The 19,156-nt window shown below is 66.8% G+C and carries 16 protein-coding genes; 10 read left to right on the top strand and 6 right to left on the bottom strand.

Going from position 1 to position 19,156, the window contains the following annotated elements; genetic code table 11:
- Positions 1 to 8 precede the first annotated feature (8 nt).
- On the bottom strand, positions 9 to 812 hold the full coding sequence (locus tag ACVMDN_RS38290) for a HesA/MoeB/ThiF family protein (protein ID WP_076833831.1): 804 nt from the start codon (positions 810 to 812) through the stop codon (positions 9 to 11).
- Between the two features lie 224 nt (positions 813 to 1,036).
- Here ACVMDN_RS38290 and ACVMDN_RS38285 point away from each other — a divergent pair, with 224 nt between their 5' ends.
- Positions 1,037 to 2,410 (top strand): serine protease, encoded by a 1,374-nt coding sequence (locus ACVMDN_RS38285; protein WP_076833829.1) that lies wholly within the window; start codon positions 1,037 to 1,039, stop codon positions 2,408 to 2,410.
- A 156-nt stretch (positions 2,411 to 2,566) separates the two neighbouring features.
- Here the strand turns inward: ACVMDN_RS38285 and ggt are convergent, their stop codons facing one another.
- The 3 genes from ggt to mutM form a co-directional block, all read right to left on the bottom strand.
- Complete coding sequence (ggt, locus tag ACVMDN_RS38280; protein WP_076833864.1) at positions 2,567 to 4,246, bottom strand: gamma-glutamyltransferase; 1,680 nt, start codon at positions 4,244 to 4,246, stop codon at positions 2,567 to 2,569.
- A 123-nt stretch (positions 4,247 to 4,369) separates the two neighbouring features.
- The gene (locus ACVMDN_RS38275; RefSeq protein WP_057020429.1) at positions 4,370 to 4,933 is read right to left on the bottom strand and encodes a GNAT family N-acetyltransferase; all 564 of its coding nucleotides are present in this window, start codon (positions 4,931 to 4,933) and stop codon (positions 4,370 to 4,372) included.
- 2 nt (positions 4,934 to 4,935) lie between these two features.
- Positions 4,936 to 5,841, bottom strand: coding sequence for a bifunctional DNA-formamidopyrimidine glycosylase/DNA-(apurinic or apyrimidinic site) lyase (mutM, locus tag ACVMDN_RS38270; RefSeq protein ID WP_076833827.1), 906 nt, complete (start codon positions 5,839 to 5,841; stop codon positions 4,936 to 4,938).
- Between the two features lie 141 nt (positions 5,842 to 5,982).
- Here mutM and ubiE point away from each other — a divergent pair, with 141 nt between their 5' ends.
- The 8 genes from ubiE to ACVMDN_RS38230 all read left to right on the top strand — a co-directional run bounded on the left by ubiE (position 5,983) and on the right by ACVMDN_RS38230 (position 16,167).
- Entirely contained in the window at positions 5,983 to 6,744 is a 762-nt protein-coding gene (gene ubiE, locus ACVMDN_RS38265; RefSeq protein ID WP_057020427.1) for a bifunctional demethylmenaquinone methyltransferase/2-methoxy-6-polyprenyl-1,4-benzoquinol methylase UbiE, read from the top strand.
- Positions 6,741 to 8,315 (top strand): 2-polyprenylphenol 6-hydroxylase, encoded by a 1,575-nt coding sequence (gene ubiB / locus ACVMDN_RS38260; protein ID WP_076833825.1) that lies wholly within the window; start codon positions 6,741 to 6,743, stop codon positions 8,313 to 8,315. Before ubiE ends, ubiB begins: the two co-directional genes overlap by 4 nt.
- 69 nt (positions 8,316 to 8,384) lie before the next feature.
- Positions 8,385 to 9,851: a bifunctional phosphopantothenoylcysteine decarboxylase/phosphopantothenate--cysteine ligase CoaBC gene (gene coaBC / locus ACVMDN_RS38255; RefSeq protein ID WP_076833822.1), complete on the top strand. Its 1,467-nt coding sequence runs from the start codon at positions 8,385 to 8,387 to the stop codon at positions 9,849 to 9,851.
- Between the two features lie 51 nt (positions 9,852 to 9,902).
- Entirely contained in the window at positions 9,903 to 10,361 is a 459-nt protein-coding gene (gene dut, locus ACVMDN_RS38250; protein ID WP_076833820.1) for a dUTP diphosphatase, read from the top strand.
- A 519-nt stretch (positions 10,362 to 10,880) separates the two neighbouring features.
- Positions 10,881 to 13,391 (top strand): sensor histidine kinase, encoded by a 2,511-nt coding sequence (locus ACVMDN_RS38245; RefSeq protein WP_076833818.1) that lies wholly within the window; start codon positions 10,881 to 10,883, stop codon positions 13,389 to 13,391.
- Complete coding sequence (gene tsaE, locus ACVMDN_RS38240; RefSeq protein ID WP_076833817.1) at positions 13,388 to 14,911, top strand: tRNA (adenosine(37)-N6)-threonylcarbamoyltransferase complex ATPase subunit type 1 TsaE; 1,524 nt, start codon at positions 13,388 to 13,390, stop codon at positions 14,909 to 14,911. The genes ACVMDN_RS38245 and tsaE overlap by 4 nt, the downstream gene beginning before the upstream one ends.
- An 87-nt stretch (positions 14,912 to 14,998) precedes the next feature.
- Positions 14,999 to 15,319, top strand: coding sequence for a PilZ domain-containing protein (locus tag ACVMDN_RS38235; RefSeq protein WP_028337556.1), 321 nt, complete (start codon positions 14,999 to 15,001; stop codon positions 15,317 to 15,319).
- Positions 15,320 to 15,444: 125 nt separating this feature from the next.
- Entirely contained in the window at positions 15,445 to 16,167 is a 723-nt protein-coding gene (locus tag ACVMDN_RS38230; RefSeq protein WP_057020444.1) for a nucleotidyltransferase family protein, read from the top strand.
- 12 nt (positions 16,168 to 16,179) lie between these two features.
- Here ACVMDN_RS38230 and ACVMDN_RS38225 read toward each other — a convergent pair whose 3' ends face one another.
- Both ACVMDN_RS38225 and ACVMDN_RS38220 read right to left on the bottom strand, forming a co-directional pair.
- Positions 16,180 to 17,193, bottom strand: coding sequence for a DUF2891 domain-containing protein (locus ACVMDN_RS38225; protein WP_076833815.1), 1,014 nt, complete (start codon positions 17,191 to 17,193; stop codon positions 16,180 to 16,182).
- Positions 17,190 to 18,113 carry a hypothetical protein gene (locus tag ACVMDN_RS38220; RefSeq protein ID WP_244558982.1) on the bottom strand — a complete coding sequence of 308 codons (924 nt, stop codon included), beginning with the start codon at positions 18,111 to 18,113 and terminating at the stop codon, positions 17,190 to 17,192. Before ACVMDN_RS38220 ends, ACVMDN_RS38225 begins: the two co-directional genes overlap by 4 nt.
- Before the next feature lie 57 nt (positions 18,114 to 18,170).
- On the opposite strand from ACVMDN_RS38220, the gene ACVMDN_RS38215 reads away from it, so the two are divergent.
- Positions 18,171 to 19,127, top strand: a complete 957-nt coding sequence (locus ACVMDN_RS38215; protein WP_456815195.1) for a LysR family transcriptional regulator — start codon at positions 18,171 to 18,173, stop codon at positions 19,125 to 19,127.
- Positions 19,128 to 19,156: the final 29 nt, after the last annotated feature.

Raw genomic sequence — 19,156 nt, 5'->3', positions numbered from 1 at the left:
GGCAGCAATCAGGTGCGATGGGCGCTGAGGTCAGTGATGACAGGCCCATCGCCATTGAGCGGGTTCTGCGGATCGCGCGCGTAGCGCAGGGTTTCGAACCGCATCGCGCGCGCATCCACCATCAGGAGGCGGCCGACCAGGCCCTCGCCGAAGCCGACGATCTCGCGGATCGCCTCCAGCGCCATCATCGATCCCAGGACGCCGGCGAGCGCGCCCATCACGCCGGCCTCGGCGCAGGCCGGCACCGTGCCCGGCGGCGGCGCCTCCGGAAACAGGCAGCGATAGGTCGGATTGAACTCGCCGTCCGCATTCTTCTCATGCGCGCGGATCGTGGTCAGCGAACCGTCGAACTGGCCCAGTGCGGCCGTGATCAGCGGCCGCTTCGCGAGGAAGCAGGCATCGGCGACGAGATAGCGGGTCTCGAAATTGTCGGAGCCGTCGAGCACGAGGTCGTAGTTCGCGCTCAGCGCCATCGCATTGTCGGCGGTGAGCCGCATCGAATGCGCCTCGAACGTCACATGCGGATTGAGCGCATGGATCTGTGCCGCCGCGCTGTCGACCTTGCGCTTGCCGATATCAGACGTCGCATGGATGATCTGGCGCTGCAAATTGGAGAGCGAGACGATATCGTCATCGATCACGCCGAGCCGGCCGACACCGGCGGCCGCCAGATACATCAGCACCGGCGCGCCGAGGCCGCCGGCGCCGATCACCAGCACGGAGGCCTGCTTCAGCGCATTCTGGCCGGGGCCGCCCACCTCGCGCAGCACGATGTGGCGGGCATAGCGTTCAAGTTCGTCGGCACTCAGCATTGTCTCATCTATCCTACCCGTGACCCTCATGGTGAGGAGCGCGGCACGCGCGTCTCGAACCATGAGGCCCGGTCCGTGGCCTCATCCTTCGAGACGCGGCTGACGCCGCTCCTCGGGATGAGGGTTGACGCGCTCCCTGAACCCAGGCGCGGTTGTTGCCGACCAAGCAGATGTGCTTAATTGCCTGGACGTCAATGGTGTCAGTCATTCCCCCCGGATTTGTCATGAGATCGGTGCTTTCGGCAACATTGATGGCCGCTTCCATTACGGTCACAGGGATGGGCATGGCGCAGGCCCAGATGACGCCGCCCTCGACGGCGGGGGCGAAGCCGAAAACCGTGGCGACGGTGCCGATACGCCCCGGGCTGCAGAAGCCGGAGGATACCGCTGGCGCGATGGCGCAGGCCGAGCGGCTGGCGCTGCAATCCGACCTCGCCTGGGTCGGCGAATATAACGGCGCCATTACCGGCGACGTCAGCGAGCGCATGGTCAATGCGATCAAGGAATTCCAGAAGAAGCGCGGCGGCAAGCCGACCGGGGTGCTGAATCCGCAGGAGCGCGGCGTGCTCGCCGACACGGCGCGGCGGAAGCAGGAAGGTGTCGGCTGGCGGATCGTCACCGAGCCGGCCACCGGGGCGCGGCTCGGCATTCCCACAAAGCTGGTGCCGCAGCTCACCAGCGACGCTTCTGGCGCCAAATGGACCTCGCCGACCGGCACCGTCCAGGTGCTGCTGACCCGGCGCAAGGAAGCAAGCCCCGCCACCGCAAAGCTTGCCGAGCAGGAAAGGAAGGAGCCGGCCGGGCGCACCATCGACTACACCGTGGTGAAGCCGGATTTCTTCGTGCTGTCGGGCATGCAGGGCCTGAAGAAGTTCTATCTGCGCGGCACCTTGAAGGGCGACGAGGTCCGCATCCTCACCATCCTCTATGACCAGGCGATGCAGACCACGGTCGAGCCGGTGGTGATCGCGATGTCGAGCGCCTTCAACGCCTTTCCGTCCGCCGTGCAGGCCGGTCCGCCGCCGCGCAAGACCGTCGAATATGGCACCGGCGTAGTGGTCAGCGACGACGGCGCCATCGTTACCGATCGCGTGGCGACCGACGACTGCATCACGCTGACGATCCCGGGCTACGGCAATGCCGATCGGGTCGCCGAGGACAGGGATCACGATCTCGCGCTGCTGCGCATCTATGGCGCGCGCGGGCTGAAGCCGCTCAATATCGCAGGCCAGGCGACGCAGACCGCGCTCGACATCACCGGGATTGCCGATCCGCAGAACCAGGGCGGCGGAGCGGCCGCGAGCAACGTGAAGGCTTCGGCCGCACAGATCGGCGGCGGCGATCAGGCGCTGTCACCGGCGCCGGCGCTCGGGTTCTCCGGCGCAGCGGCGACCGATAGCGGCGGCAGGTTTGCTGGGATCGCGGTGCTGAAACCCGTCATCGTCGCAGGCCCCGCAAACGCGGCGCCGCCGGCGCAGGCCGCGCTGGTGCCGGCCGACACGGTGCGCAGCTTCCTGAAGGCGCATGGCGTCACCGCGTCGGGCGACTCGGCAGACGCCAAGGCGGCCGTGGTCCGCGTGATCTGCGTCAGGAAGTAGAGCTACCTCGCCCCGCTTGCGGGGAGAGGTCGGATTGCATCGCCAGATGCAATCCGGGTGAGGGGGTACAGGTCCATCAATGGACACCACCTCGTGGAGTGAGCCCCTCACCCCACCCTCTCCCCGCGAGAGCGGGGCGAGGGAGCCTAACCAACCTCACCTCAACGCAAAGCGCACCCCGGCGCGGGCGAGGCCGCCGGCAATGCCGACCGGGGTGCCGTCGGCGCGCCAGCAGGCTGCGCCCGACATCGTGCCGTCGGCGTGAAACTGGATCGCGTTCATGCCGCCGGCCACCGTCGGCACGACCTGCACCTTGTGGCCCTTGGCTGATAGCGCGGCGCGGACAGCCTCCGGCACCGCCTGCTCGACCTCCAGCGCATTGCCCTCGGTCCAGACCCGCGGCGCCTCGACCGCCTCCTGCAGGCTCATGCCGTGGTCGATCAGATTGATCAGCGCCTGCATCGCGCTCGGGAAGATGCGCTTGCCGCCGGGCAGGCCGAGCGCGTAGGCGAGCTTGCCGTCGCGCAGCGCCATCATCGGCGACATCGAGGTGGTGACGCGCTTGCCGGCGGCCAGCGACAGCGCGTGTCCCGGCCGCGGATCGAACAGGTTCATGTAGTTGTTCGGCACGGTGCCGAGGCCCGGGATCAGGATCTTGGCGCCGAACAGATTGTTGATGGTCTGGGTGGTCGCGACCACATTGCCCATCGCATCCGCCGCAGTCATGTGCGTGGTGTGCGCGCTTTCGAGCTGGGTGACGCCGGCGCTCCAGGCTTGCGCGCGGTCGGGATCGATCGCGCGGCGGCGCTCCTCGGCATAGGCCTTCGAGGTCAACCGCTCCACCGGCACGTTGATATAGGCGGGATCGCCGCTCGCGGCCGCGCGGTCGGCAAAGGCGATCTTCAGCACCTCGGCAAGATAATGGATCGTCTCGGTCGTGCCGAAGCCGAGCCGCGCGATGTCATAGCCTTCGAGGATGTTGAGCATCTGCGTGATATGCACGCCCGATGCCGCGGGCGGCGGAGGCCCGAGGATTTCCCAGCCGCGGTAGTCGCAGCGGATCGGCTGCCGCTCGACGGTCTTGTAGGTCGCGAGATCCTCCTGCGCGATGAAGCCGCTGCTCTTTTTCATGTAGTCGACCAGGATGTCGCCAAGCGGCCCCTGGTAGAGCGCGTTGTCGCCATGATCGGCGATGTATTTCAGCGTCTCGGCATATTCCGCCTGCACCACGCGCTCGCCGGGCTTCAGCGGCGTGCCATCAGGCAGATAGATCGCCGAGATCGGCTTGTCCTTCAGCATCTCCTCGGCGCCGTCGGTGATGCATTCATGCAAATAGGGCGTCGCCGCATAGCCGCGCGCGGCGTGCTTGATCGCGGGCTGCATCACATCGGCAAGGCTCATGGTGCCGAAGCGGCGCAGCGTTTCGCACCAGGCTTTCAGCGAGCCCGGCACCGCGACCGCTTTCGGCCCGTTCAAATTCTCGTTGCCGACGGTGTCGAACACGTCGTGCGCCGATCCTGGCTTCGAAGTGTAGGTGTCCGGCCGCACCGCGTTCGGCACCGTGCTCTGGCCGTCGATGAAGCGATGGCTGCCGTCGGCGAGACGAATATGCGCCATGCCGCCGCCGATGATGCCGATCATCATCGGCTCGACCACGGTCAGCGTGAACAAGGTGGCGATCGCCGCATCGATCGCATTGCCGCCGGCAGCCAACATCTCGGCGCCCGCGCTCGATGCCAGCGGATGATTGCTCACCACCATGCCGCGGCTGCTGGTGGCCGGCTGCTTCTCGCATTGAAAACTTGTCGCGGCGCGGTCGCGCCAGGCGTCATTCATCGACATGCCGTTCATCGCCATTGTGTTCTCGTTCTTGATGGAGCGATCGCAGCCATGTTCTCCGGCCGCGCGTGCACGGTCAAGCCGCCGCGATTTTCCTCGCGGCGGTATTCGCAAATAAGGTCACGGCTTCGCGCGATCGCGCAACCAGGTCTCGCGCGTCACCTTCCACTTCTCCGCTCTGGATTCGCCATTGTGGTGCGGAAGCTCGACGAAGCCGACGAATTCGGCTCCGGTCTTCTGCTTGACCCGGCGCGAGCCGACGTTGGACGGCGCGTTGCAGACATGGAAGTGATCGAGGCCGAGCGCCAGGAAGGCGAAATCGTTCACCGCCGCGATCGCCTCGGTCATGAGGCCCTGATTCCAATACGGCTCAGCGAGCCAGAATCCGCGATTGCCCTTGCGGCCGTCGGCGCGCGGCCGGAAATTGATGTTGCCGATCGCCTCGCCATCGCGGGCACGCAACACCAGTGCCCATTGATAGCTTTCCTCTCCGGCCGCGATCTTGTCGAGCTCGCGCCTGATAAAGCTTTCCGCGCCGTCGCCGGGATAAGGCCACGGCACCACCGTGGCGAGAGTCTTGATCACATTCCAATTGTTGAAGTGACTCTGGATCGCCGCGGCATCCGACAGCGCAAGCGGCCGCAGGATCAGGCGTGGCGTCTCGATGCGCGGGGTCTCGAACATTGCTACTTCTGGCACTTCGGGCACCAGAACGTCGAACGGCCGTTCTGGGTGAAGCGCCTGACAATACCTTCGCAGCCCGACGTACGGCACGTCTCGCCCTCGCGGTCATAGACCTGGAACGAATGCTGGAAATAGCCGAGATCGCCGTTGGTCAATCGATGGTCGCTGATCGAGGAGCCGCCGGCCTTGATCGCCTGGTTGAGCACCGAATGGATCGCGTCGACCAGCCGCCTGGCGTGGTCGGTCGGCTCGCCCCCGGCAACGCCCTTGCGTTGTCCGGACTTGGTCGCGAGCGTCGCGGCCAATCGCCGCGGCGACAGATGCGAACGAAACAGCGCCTCGCAGACATAGATGTTGCCAAGTCCCGCCACCACGCGCTGATCGAGCAGCGCGGCCTTCAGGCTGGTCTTCTTGTTGTGACAGGAGCGCGCCAGCATCGCCGCGTCGAACTCGTTGCCGAGCGGCTCGGGACCGAGCCCTTTCAGGAGCGGTTCATCCTCGATCGCGTTGCGCGCGATGATCTTCATATAGCCGAAGCGCCGCGGATCGTTGAAGACGACGGCCGCGCCCGACGACATGTGGAACACCACGTGATCATGCACGCGATCCTCGCTGCGCGGATGGTGGAATTGCCCCGGCGTCGCCGCGCCGTCCTGCTTCAGCACGCGGAACGAGCCCGACATGCCCAGATGCATCAGCAGCACGTCGCCGGAGTTCAGGTCCGCCATCAGATATTTGGCACGGCGGCCGAGCCCGGTGATGGTCCGGCCCTCCAGCCGGGCGATAAAGTCTTTTTGAAACGGAAACCGCAAATCCTTGCGGCGAGCCTCGGCCTTGAGGATCGTGGACCCCTCCATGGCCGGTTGCAGGCCGCGGCGGACGGTCTCGACTTCGGGTAATTCCGGCATGGCAGGCATTCACCTTTTGGAAGTGACGTGATAGCGCCATTGCGGCCGCCGCGCTATGGTTTGGCTGGAGCGTTTTTCGAGCCAAGCGGCTACCGGTTCGCGTGAAGAAAACGCGACCAAAAAGGGTAAGAGTTCTGAGTGATGGATCGGCCGGATCAAACCACCCATTTCGGCTTCAGGGATGTGCCCCTGGGCGAGAAGCAGACGCTGGTGAACGACGTGTTTCACAGCGTGGCGTCCCGCTACGACCTGATGAACGATCTGATGTCGGCGGGCCTGCACCGGGCCTGGAAGGACGTCATGATCACGATGCTCGATCCGCCGAAGGGCGACCGGCCGTTCGCGCTGCTCGACGTCGCTGGCGGCACCGGCGACATCGCGTTCCGGGCCGCCAAGACCGCGGGCGCGGGCTTTCATGCCACGGTCTGCGACATCAATGCCGACATGCTCGCCGTCGGCCGCGAGCGCGCCGCGAAGCAGCACCTCGATGACCGGGTGTCGTTCGTCGAGGGCAACGCCGAAACGCTGGGTTTTGCCGACCGCGCGTTCGACGCCTACACCATCGCATTCGGCATCCGTAACGTGCCGCAGATCGACCTCGCATTGCGCGAGGCCTATCGCGTGCTCAAGCCGGGCAGCCGCTTCCTGTGCCTGGAATTCTCCACCGTCGACGTGCCCGGCCTCGACAAGATCTACGATCTGTTTTCCTTCAAGGTGATCCCGCCGCTCGGCCGCGCCGTCACCGGTGACGCCGAGTCCTATCAATATCTCGTCGAGTCGATCCGCAAATTCCCGCGGCCGAACGCGTTCGCCGAGATGATCGGCGCCGCCGGCTTTGCCCGCGTGAAGTGGCAGAGCCTCTCCGGCGGCATCGTGGCGCTGCATTCGGGCTGGCGTTTGTGATCTCTGCACTGACCCACATCACGCGCCTCGCCCGCGCCGGTTTCGTGTTTGCGCGCGAGGGCGTGTTCGGCGTCGTCGATCCCGCGCTGGTGCCGCCGCCCGGGCAGCTCGCGCTGAAGCTGGCGCGGCTGATCGAGCGCCGCTCCGCCAAGTCAGGTCCGCGGTTGTCGCGCGCACTGACGCGGCTCGGACCGGCCTATCTCAAGCTCGGGCAATTCCTCGCCACCCGGCCCGACGTGGTCGGCGTGGCGATGGCGCGCGATCTCGAAGCCCTGCAGGACCGGCTGCCGCCGTTCGCGCAGGAAGCGGCCGAAACCGTCATCACGCAATCGCTGGAACGGCCGCTGCCGCAGGCCTTTGTGCATCTGGGCCCTGCGGTTGCCGCGGCCTCGATCGCGCAGGTGCATCGCGGCGAAATCGAGCGCGACGGGGTCCGGCATCAGGTTGCGGTCAAGGTGCTCCGGCCCAACGTCGCCGCGCGCTTCCGCCGCGACCTCAGCGACTTCTTCTTTGTCGCGCACAAGGCCGAGGCGCATTCCGCCGAGGCGCGGCGCTTGCGCCTGATCGAGGTCATCAACACGATGTCGCGCTCGGTCGCGATGGAGATGGATCTGCGGCTCGAGGCGGCCGCGCTGTCCGAGATGGCCGAGAACACCCGCGGCGATCCGGACTTCCGCGTCCCTGCGGTGGATTGGGATCGCACCGCGCACAGCGTGCTGACGATGGAGTGGATCGACGGCATCGCGCTGAACGATCACGTCCGGCTGGCGCAGGCCAAGGTCGATTTGCCCGATCTCGGCCGCAAGGTGATCCAGAGCTTCCTGCGCCACGCGCTGCGCGACGGCTTCTTCCATGCCGACATGCATCCCGGCAATTTGTTCCTCGACGAGGCCGGCCGGCTCGTTGCCGTGGATTTCGGCATCATGGGACGGCTCGGGCTGAAGGAGCGGCGCTTCCTGGCCGAGATCCTGCTCGGCTTCATCACCCGCGATTATCGCCGCGTCGCCGAGGTGCATTTCGAGGCCGGCTACGTGCCCGGCCACCATTCGGTGGAGAATTTCGCGCAGGCGATCCGCGCGATCGGCGAGCCGATCCACAACCGCACCGCCGAGGAAATCTCGATGGCGAAGCTGCTGACGCTTCTGCTCGAGGTCACCGGCCTGTTCGACATGCAGACGCGCCCCGAGCTGATCCTGCTGCAGAAGACCATGGTGGTGGTCGAGGGGGTGGCGCGCGGCTTCGACCCGAAGCTCGACATCTGGAAGATCGCCGACCCCGTGGTGCGCGAATGGATCACGCAGAATCTCGGCCCGGCCGGCCGCATCCAGGGCGCGATCTCAGGCGCGGGCGAGCTCGGCCGCATCCTCGCCAACTTGCCGTCGATCGCCAACCGCGCCGTCACGGTGCTCGAGCAGCTGGAGACCATGACGCTGGAGGGCCACATGCTGTCTTCGGACTCGATCGACGAAATGGCCCGCGCCGAGGCCCGCAAGGCGCGGGTGCAGACCGTCGGCCTCTGGGTCATTGCGATCGCCTCCATCGCGATCTTTTTCGCGATCCGGGCACACTGATTGCAATGCATGCACCATGTGATAGCATCGCTATCATATTTATTTGAGCATGATGCCTGAGGGCACGCCATGGCCAGCCTGACCATCCGCAAACTCGACGACACGCTGAAGGCCTATCTGCGGCTGCGCTCCGCCAGGAACGGCCGCTCGGTCGAGGAGGAGGTCCGGGTGATCCTCCGGGACCTCGCAGACGGCGGTACGGAGCCCTCCGAGGCGCCCGGCCCAGGTTCCGCGACAGTGGCAGCCCCTGCTCCACGGGCCGCCAGCGTGGCCGGCGAGCCGCGCGTCACCCTGATCATCGGCGGGGGGATTGCGGCCTACAAGGCGCTGGATCTGATCCGGCGACTCAAGGAACGGCACATCCAGGTCCGCTGCGTGCTGACCAGGGCGGCCCAGCAATTCGTCACCCCGCTCGCCGCCAGCGCGCTGTCGCATGAGCGCGTCTACACCGACCTGTTCGACGCCGAGAGTGAGTTCGACGCCGGCCATATCCGCCTGGCGCGGGACTGCGACCTGATCGTGGTGGCGCCGGCGACCGCCGACCTGATGGCCAAGATGGCGCAGGGCCATGCCGACGACCTCGCCACCGCCACCTTGCTGGCGGCCAACCGGCCGATCCTGCTGGCGCCGGCGATGAACCCGCTGATGTGGAACAATCCGGCCACCCGCCGCAACGTGCTGCAGCTCCGCCGCGACGGCGTCCACACCGTCGGCCCCAATGCGGGCGAGATGGCGGAAGCCGGCGAGGCCGGCGTCGGCCGGATGGCCGAGCCGACCGAGATCGCCGCCGCCGCCGACCGCATGCTGCGCCCGCCGCAGCCACGTCCGCTAGCCGGCAAGCGGGTGCTGATCACCGCGGGCCCGACCCATGAGGCGATCGATCCGGTCCGCTACATCGCCAACCGCTCGTCCGGCAAGCAGGGCTTTGCCATCGCCGCCGCCGCGCGCGCCGCCGGCGCCGAGGTGGTGCTGGTGACCGGCCCGGTCGAGCTCGACGACCCCCAGGGCATTTCGGTCATGCGCGTGGAGTCCGCGCGCGACATGCTGCACCGGGTCGAGGCGGCGCTGCCGGTCGACGTCGCGATCTTCGCCGCCGCGGTCGCCGACTGGCGGGTCGCCACCGAGGGCAGCCAGAAGCTGAAGAAGACCGCGGCCGGCATGCCGCCGCTGCAGCTGGTCGAGAACCCCGACATCCTCGCGACAATTTCCAAGCTGAAGGAGCAGCGGCCGCCGCTGGTGATTGGGTTCGCCGCCGAGACCGAGCATCTGATCGAGAACGCCAAGGCGAAGTTCGCGCGCAAGGGCTGCGACTGGATCGTCGCCAACGACGTCTCGCCGGCAACCGGGGTGATGGGCGGCGACCGCAACACCGTTCACCTGCTCTCGCGCGAGGGCAAGGACGTCACCGTCGACTCCTGGCCTGTCATGACCAAGGAGGAAGTCGCGACCGCGCTGGTGTCGCGCATCGCAAGAGCGTTTTCGAGCGAAGTGGTCACCGGTTCGCGTCAAGAAAACGCGACCAAACAAAAGGATTAGAGCATGATCCGATTCAATCGGATCATGCTCTAGAGCCGTAGGAACCGCATCGTGAGCGCCACCATCAAGGTCGAAGTCCATCAACTGCCGCACGGCGCCGATCTCCTGCTGCCGATCTATCAGACCGCCGACGCGGCCGGGCTCGACCTGCTCGCGGCGGTGCCGCAGTCGGCGCCGCTGCTGCTGCTCCCGGGCCGCTACGAGATGGTTCCGACCGGACTGACGATCGCGCTGCCGCCGGGCTACGAGGCGCAGGTGCGGCCGCGCTCCGGCCTTGCCGCCAAATACGGCGTCACGGTGCTGAACTCGCCCGGCACGATCGACGCCGACTATCGCGGCGAGATCAACGTGCTGCTGATCAACCACGGCCATGAGGTGTTCTCGATCCGGCGCGGCGAGCGTATCGCGCAGATGGTGATCGCGCCGGTCACACGGGCCGAGCTGGTTCCGGTCGACGTGCTGCCGGCGACCGGGCGCGGCAGCGGCGGCTTCGGCTCGACCGGACGCTAGTGCGCGACGACTTCACTCGAGCGGCGGCGCCACTTCACCTCGCCCCGCGTGCGGGGAGAGGTCGGAACGCATCGTCAGATGCGTTCCGGGTGAGGGGGAGTCTCCGCGAACGCAGCTATCACCGGATATGCGGAGACGGCCCCTCACCCCAACCCTCTCCCCGTAAGAACGGGGAGAGGGAGCCAAGCGCCTTCGCATCGGACAAGTGTGCGGACGAGCTCGGGAAGATCACGCTTCGTGCGCGCTCTCCGCACCAATACGGAGTCAATTCGCGTAAAATCCGCCCCACCCGGCGGCATTTTTTCACAGGGGATTCTGCGTTCACGGTCTGGACTCTTACTCGCCGAGTCCCGTTGGGACTATTCTGTCTTGATTCGAGCACGACGGGGGGTCTTCGTCGGGCTGTCTGGTCCTGCTTGGGCATGATCGGCGGACAAACGTCGTACGTTTGCCGTGAGGGAACACCGGTCTCCTCTTTTCCGGATCATGCCTTAAGGTTTGTGCGTTCTGGGGCAACATATGTCGGGCGTAGTCGCGGCAATGCGTCGAACCCTGCTGTCATGCACCTCACTGGCGCGCGACGGCATGATTGGGCTCGCCATCACCGCATTGCTGCCAGCCCGCACCGCGTTTGCCGCCGAGAGCCCGGTCGCCCAGGCGATGTCGGATCATTTCGGCTTCAATCACCAGGAGGTCGCGGTCCTCGCGACGTCGCTTGCGCTGGTCGGCTTCTCGGCCGTCGCCGCGATCCTCTTGATGCGCACCCGCGTGCGCGCGACGAGGAACGAGGAACAGCTGCAGTCCGAGATCACGGACCTGCAGGCGCAATCGGACCGGCTGCGCGCGCTGCTGTTCGTCGAGCCGCAGGTCCTGATCTCCTGGGCCGCGGGCGACAACCGGCCACAGATCTCGGGCGACATCTCGCTGGTGATGTCGCAGGAAGGATCGCCGCAACGCGTCCTCGCCTTCGGAACCTGGCTGCCGCCCGAGCCGGCGCTGCAGATGGATCACGCCGTCGACGCGCTGCGCGAGAAGGGCGAGGCGTTCCTGCTCAACCTCTCGACCTCGGCCGGCCGTGCCATCGAGGCGATGGGCCGCGCGATCGGCGGCCAGGCCATCGTGCGGATCCGCGAGCTCGGCGGCCTGCGCCGCGAGCTCGCCGAGTCCAACCTGCGCTACAAGGCGCTGCAGGAGGAAACCGAGCTGCTGCGCGATTTCGCCGCCGCCGCGCCATGGCCGATCTGGGCGAAGAGCCTCGAGGGCAATCTGCGCTATGCCAACGCGGCCTATGTCCGCGCCACCGAGGGCAAGAGCGTGTCGGACGCGCTGCAGCGCAATCTCGAACTGCTCGAAAGCGACCAGCGCGGCGAATTGACCCGCGCGCTGAACGACAATGCCAATTATGCCGCGCGGCTGCCGATCGTCGTCAGCGGCGAGCGGCGGATCTACGACGTGCAGGCGCTCAAGCTCTCCGGCGGCAGCGCCGGCATCGCGATCGACGCCAGCGAAGCTGCGGCGTTGCGCGCGGCGATCGCGCGGATGGTCGAAGCGCACCGGCGTACCCTCGACCAATTGTCCTCGGGCGTCGCGGTGTTCGATGCCGACCGGCGGCTCACCTTCTACAACGAGTCCTATCGGCGGCTGTGGGGCCTCGATCAGGCTTTCCTCGACGGCAACCCCGACGATTCCAGCGTGCTGGACCGGCTGCGCGCCAACCGCAAGCTGCCCGAGCAGCCGGATTTCCGCGCCTGGAAGGCCAAGCTGCACGAGGCCTATCGCGCGGTCGAATCCGAAACCTATACCTGGTTCCTGCCCGACGGCCGCGCCATCAGCGTCGTCACCACGCCGAACCTCGAGGGCGGCGTCACCTATCTGTTCGACAACGTCACCGAGAGCCTCGACCTCGCGCGCCGCTACGACCGCCTGACGCGGGTGCAGCGCGAGACCCTGGATAATCTCGGCGAGGCGGTCGCGGTGTTCGGCAGCAACGGCCGCGCGGAACTGTTCAACCCGCCCTTCGCCAAGATGTGGAAGCTGCCGGCCGACGCGCTGCAGGGCGAGCCGCATATCGAGGCGGTGGAAGCACTGTGCCGGCCGCTGTTCGACGACGCCCTGACCTGGCGGACGCTGCGCGAGCAGATCACCGCGATCGAGAACCGCGCCCAGGTCGCGCTCAAGCTCGAGCGCAAGGACGGCAGCGTGCTGAATTGCATGACCATCCCGCTGCCCGACGGCAAGACCCTGCTCGCCTTCCAGGACATCACCGACACCGAAAATGTTGAGCGGGCGCTGCGCGAGCGCAACGAGGCGCTGGAAGCCGCCGACCAGATGAAGGTGGATTTCGTCCACCACGTCTCCTACGAGCTGCGCGCACCGCTCACCACCATCATCGGCTTCGCGCATTTCCTCAGCGATCCCTCGACCGGACCGCTGACGCCGAAGCAGGCCGAATATCTCGACTACGTCACCAAATCGACCAACGCGCTGCTGGCGCTCACCAACAACATTCTCGATCTCGCCACCATCGACGCCGGCGCGATGAAGCTCGAGCTCGGTCCGGTCAATATCGGCCAGGCGATCGAAGCCGCCGCCGAAGGCATCCAGGATCGCCTCGCGACCGACCGCATCACCCTCAAGGTCGATATCGAGCCCGACATCGGCGCCTTTGTCGGCGACGAGCGGCGCGTGGTGCAGGTGCTGTATAATCTGCTCGCCAACGCGGTCGGCTTCTCGCCGCACGACGCCACCGTCACGATCAGCGCCCACCGCACCGAGCACAGCGTGGTGTTTGCGGTGACCGACGCCGGTCCCGGCATTCCGGCGGAGATGCGCGACAAGGTGTTCAACTGGTTCGAGAGCCATTCGCACGGCTCGCGGCACCGCGGCGCGGGCCTTGGCCTGTCGCTGGTCCGCTCCTTCGTCGAACTCCATGGCGGACGGGTGCGCGTCGATTCGACCGTAGGCCACGGCACGACCGTGACCTGCGACTTCCCGATCGACCAGACCGCACACCGCAACGCTGCTGAATGACGGCGACCTCGACATTCTCGGTGGCACTCGCGAACGAGACCGCGACAGCAGAGCTGATGGCCGACCTCGCGCTGCTGATCGGCGCCGGCGACGTCATTACGCTGTCCGGCGATCTCGGCGCCGGCAAGACCACGGCCGCGCGCGCGTTGATCCGCTATCTCGCCGACGACGACGCGCTGGAGGTACCGAGCCCGACCTTCACGCTGGCGCAGAGCTACGAGCTGCCGTCGTTTCCGCTGGTTCATGCCGACCTCTACCGCATCAACGACGCCGGCGAGCTCGAGGAGATCGGGCTGTCGCCGCTGCCCGACGACATCGTGGCGCTGATCGAGTGGCCGGAGCGCGCGCCCGACGCGATGCCCGCCGACCGCATCGATATCGCGTTCAGCCATCGCCCGGCGCTCGGATCGGCGGCACGCGCGGCCGAGATCACCGGCCATGGCAAGGGCGCGGCGAAGGTCGCGCGGCTCAACGAGCTGCGCCAGTTCCTCGACCGCGCGGGCTTTCTCAATGCCCGGCGCGAACGCATGCCGGGCGATGCCTCGACGCGCTCCTATGCGCGGCTGCGCAACGACGACGGCACCGTCATCCTGATGAACTCGCCGCGCCGTCCCGACGGCCCGGCGATCTACAGCGGCCAGTCCTACAGCGCAGCGGTGCATCTCGCCGAAGACGTCAGGCCGTTCGTCGCGATCGGAAACGGCCTGCGCAAGCATGGTTTCTCGGCGCCCGCGATCCGTCACATCGATCTCGGATCCGGCTTCCTTATCACCGAGGATTTCGGCGCCGAGGGCGTCATCGAGGGCGACCCACCGCAGCCGATCGCCGAGCGTTACGAGGCCGCCGTCGACATGCTGGCGGCGCTGCACCGCGAGGTGCTGCCGGAGCAATTGCCGCTGACGTCGGACGAGAGCTACGACATCCCGGTGTTCGACATCGACGCCTGGCTGATCGAGATCGGGCTGATGCTGGAATGGTACCTGCCAGACCGCGGCGCGCAGCCGAGCGAGGAGCTTCGCGCCGAATTTCTCGGGATGTGGCGCGGCCTGCTGGAGAAGCCCGCAGCCGCACCGCAGACCTGGGTGATCCGCGACTTCCATTCGCCGAACATCATCTGGCTTGCCGAACGCACCGGCATCCTGCGCGTCGGCGTCATCGATTTCCAGGACGCGCTGCTCGGCCCCGCGGCCTATGACGTGGTGTCGCTGCTGCAGGATGCCCGGATCGATGTGCCCGAGCAGCTCGAGCTGTCGCTCTTGACCCGCTACATCAAGGCGCGGCGCGCGACCGATGAAAGCTTCGATCCGGCCGGCTTCGCCGAGCTCTATGCGATCATGTCGGCGCAGCGCAACACCCGCCTGCTCGGCACCTTTGCGCGACTCAACCGCCGCGACGGCAAGCCGCAATATCTCAAGCACCAGCCGCGGATCTGGACCTATCTCGAGCGGTCGCTGGCTCACCCCGCGCTGACCAGCTTCCGCATCTGGTACAAAGCCAACGTCCCTCCTCCAGTACCGTAGTTTACGGGTTATTAGCCTCGCCTCCCCTAAGGTTGCGGAGCCCGCACCTGATCCATGGCGCGGCCGGATCTGGAGCGGGACCACACGATGGGGACGGAACGACGCAAGGGCGATCGTGTCACGTTTGAGCGCGGCATAGCAGCGCACATGATGGGCATCGACGGCACCTGGCGGCGCGACTGCACCATGGAAGACGTGTCGGAGACGGGCGCCAAGCTCTCCGTCGACGGCTCGGTCGAGGGCCTGAACCTGAAGGAGTTCTTTCTGCTGCTGTCGTCCACAGGATTGGCCTATCGCCGCTGCGAGCTGGCATGGGTCAATGGCGACCAGATCGGCGTCAACTTTCTCAAACAAGGCGACAAGAAGAAGAAAACCGCCAGACGCGGCACGCAAGCTGCCGACGTCTAGGCCAGGGTCGTCATTGCCGTCTTGCGGCCGTCATGTCTCGTGACTATGGCGTCTGATTGATGTGCTTGCCGAATCGCCGTGATATGATCGGCGCATGAGAGATGATGACCGAGAATATCCGGAAGATGCCCGTCACTCCCCATAAAGCCATGGTGCTCGCTGCGGGCCTCGGCGTGCGCATGCGCCCCCTGACCAACACGATGCCGAAGCCGCTGGTCAGCGTCGCCGGCCAGCCGCTGCTCGACCATGTGCTCGACAAGCTCGCCGGCGCCGGCGTCAGCGAAGCGGTCGTGAACGTGCACTATTTGCCTGACCAGATCATCGAGCACGTCAAGCCCCGCAGCCGTCCGCGCGTGATCATCTCCGACGAGCGCGACCAGGTGCTCGGCACCGGCGGCGCGGTAGTGAAGGCGCTGCCGCTGCTCGGCGATGCGCCGTTCTATCATCTGAACGCGGACACGATGTGGATCGACGGCGTGCGCTCCAATCTGGCGCGGCTCGCGGAAACCTTCGATCCCGCGCGGATGGATATCCTGCTGCTGATGGCGCCGACCGCTACGAGCATCGGCTATGGCGGGCGCGGCGACTATTCGATGTTGCCGGATGGCGCGTTGCGCAAGCGGCGCGAGCACCAGGTGGTGCCGTTCGTCTATGCCGGCGCCGCGATCATGTCGCCTGCGCTGTTCGCCGACGCGCCGGCCGGCGAGTTCTCGCTGACCAAGATGTTCGACCGCGCCAACGAGCAGGAGCGGCTGTTCGGCCTGCGCCTCGACGGCGTCTGGATGCATGTCGGCACTCCGGACGCGATCCAGGCTGCGGAAGAAGCTTACCTGGAAAGCGTCGCGTAGGCGGCGCCTTCGTCAGCCATCGGCGTCGATCGCGAGCACCGCGAAGCTCGCAAGCCAGTGTTCACCCATATAGTCGCTGGCGATATACGGCAGGCCGGCGTCGAGATGCCGGCGCGCGGCATCCTGCAGGATCGGACGGCGCGCATCGGCCGCCGGCAACGCACCGGCCAGCGCCCGCCAGCACCATGCGCGGCTGAGATTGAGCCCGTCGAGATGTGCCAGCTTGCCATCCGAGCGATCGGTGACCGTGGCGGGCCGGAACAGGGTTGCGGGTTCGCGCAGCTCGAGCCGCGGCAGGAAGCGGTCGAACCAGGGCAGGAAGTCACCCGGTGCCAGCAGCCGGCGCATGCACTCCGCTTCGATCAGCGCGGACGACTGGAAGTCATCACCGCTCGGCTCACCCCAGGCGGGGCAGTCCTGATCGGCGCCGTACCAGCGCAGCGCTGTGTCGCGCAACAGCGCACTGAGCGCATCGTCCTGTGTCACCGCGGCGTAGTCGGCTGCCATGCGCAGTCCGAACGCGGTGTTGAAATGGGTGCCGACCCGCACCGGATAGGTGGCGAGCGGCAGGAAATCGCGGTAGCGCTGCGCGAAGATCTCGGCGAGCGGAGCGATCCGATCGCGCCAGTTGGTGTTCTCGACGAGCGAGAGCTCTGCGGCGAGCTTCAACAGCCAGCCCCAGCCGTAAGGCCGCTTGAAGCCGCGCGCGGTCGGGGCGGCGAGATAGCTGCATTCGGCCGCGATCTTCTCCGCAACGAACTGCGCGTCGAACAGCGCGCGGATATCGTCCGCCGCCTCGGATGAGGGATAGCGGCGCAGCAACCGGGCAAGCATCCAGTAGCTGTGGACGCAGGAATGCCAGTCGTAGCTGCCGAAGAACACCGGATGCAGCTCGCGCGGCGTGCGCGCATCCTGCGGCCCCGCCAGCACGTGATCGGGCTTGTTCGGATATTCGCGCGTGACATGGCCGAGCGCGATGCGCGCGAAACGGACGGCGAGGTCTTCGGTCAGGATCGTCGCGCTCATGGTGAGGCATTCTCCTTGCGCTCGCGGCGAACAAGCATCTCGATCAGCCGCGGCGTCATATAGATCGGAAACTGCGTGGCGGCGAAGAACAACGCCGTCATCGGCGACACCGCGGCGCCCATCGCCGACCAGACCAGTCCGACATTGCGGTTGCCGAGAACGAGGCCACTTGTCAGCCGTGCAGCCAGATTGCCCGGCGTGAGCAGCGCGCCACACAATTGCAGGGCAAGATTGCAGGCGAAGGCAAGGCCGACGCAGGTGAACGCGGCGGCCGGTTGCGCTTCGATCTGGGTGCGCACCCCGGCCATGGTGGCGATCGCGAACAGCAGCAGCGAGGCCAGCACGAGCGCGTCGATGATGCGCGCATGCTGCACCAATCGTGCAGCGGCCTGACGGCGCAACAGCAACGCCAACGCGCCGGCGCCGCCAACCAGGAAGACCAGCCGCGTCGCAAGCGCCAGCGGATCGAGCGCGAGACCGGCAAATCCCGCGGCGATCAGCGGCACGGTAACCGGCGCCAGCGCCATCGACAGCAGCGTCACGGCAAGCGGAATGGTCGCATCGAAGCCGAGCATGCGCGCGACGGCCGCCGTGCCGCTCGACGGTGGCGCACACACCGACAGCACCAATGCGACGATCAGCTCGGGTCGAAAGCCGGCGCCGCGCGCGGCAAGGCCGACTGCAAGCGGGCTCGCCAGCATGGCCAGCGCCGGCAACAGCAGCCAGACCAGCGGCCGCTGCAACGCGCGCCGGAACGCCGTGCCGTCGACCTGGAGGAAGGTGCCGAGCACCAGAACGAAGATCGCCGCCGCCATCAGCGGGCGGGCGCCGTCCGCCAAGGCGGGGAAAGCCAATCCTGCCAGCACGCCGATGATCAGCAGTGTCGGCCCGCTTGGCACCAGCCTCGCAAATCTCGCCAAATTCCTGGGTCCCGTCGTCATGTCCGGCCAATGAGCATAGGCCGGGGCAAATCATTGTTGAAATCGATTATTCTTATAAGCATTATTGCTATAATGAATTTATCCGCCGTCGATCTCAACCTGCTGGTCGCCTTCGAAGCGCTGATGGAGGAGCGCCACGTCACCCGGGCGGCCGAGCGCATCGGGCTCGCCCAGCCGTCCATGAGCAGCGCGTTGCGAAGGCTGCGTGCGCTGTTTGCGGACGAACTGTTCCTGCGTGCCGGCGCGGGCATGCAGCCGACCGAAAAGGCGCTGGCGCTGGCCGGGCCGATCGGCGACGCGCTGCGGCAAATCCGGAGCGCGCTGGTGCCCGATCAGGGCTTCGATCCGGCGATCGCGCGACGGCGCATCACCATCGCCGCGACCGACTACGGCGATCTCGTCGTGGTGCCGGAATTGACCCGGCTGCTGCGCATCGAAGCGCCCGGCATTGACCTTGCGGTGCGCCCGCTCACCGATGCGACGGTGGCGCTGGCGAAGCTGGAGCGCGGCGAGCTCGATGCCCTGATCGGCGGGCACCTGCCGGACTCGCCGCGCTGTGTCCGGCACCGGCTGTTCGAGGAACGCTTCGTCTGCGTCCGCGATACCACGCGCACGAACCGATCGGAGCGCCTCAGTCTGGAAGATTACGCGACCTTGCCGCACGCGCTGTTCTCGGCGGCCGGCGGCGATGGCCTGCCGAGCGTGATCGACGCGCTGCTGGCGCGCCATGGACTGAAGCGACGGGTGGCGGTGACGCTTGCGCATGTGGTGGCCGTTCCGTTCGCCGTGGTCGGCACCGATCTGATCGCCACGATGTCCGAGCGCATCGCCCGGCGCTTCACGCATCTGGCCGACATTGCCGTCGTCGCGCCGCCGATCGACATCCCCGCCTTCGCGATCGACCTGATCCATACGAGCCGCGCCGCCCGGGATCCGGCGCTGCGCTGGTTCCTGGATGCCGCCGATCGCTGCGCCGGCCGATTGCGATATTGAGCGGTGACGGTTCTCCGACAGGGGTGGCT

It is taken from the genome of Bradyrhizobium sp. USDA 4510, from assembly GCF_054059095.1.
Note: the sequence above shows the minus strand (reverse complement) of the source record. Positions and strands in the feature narration are given on the sequence as shown.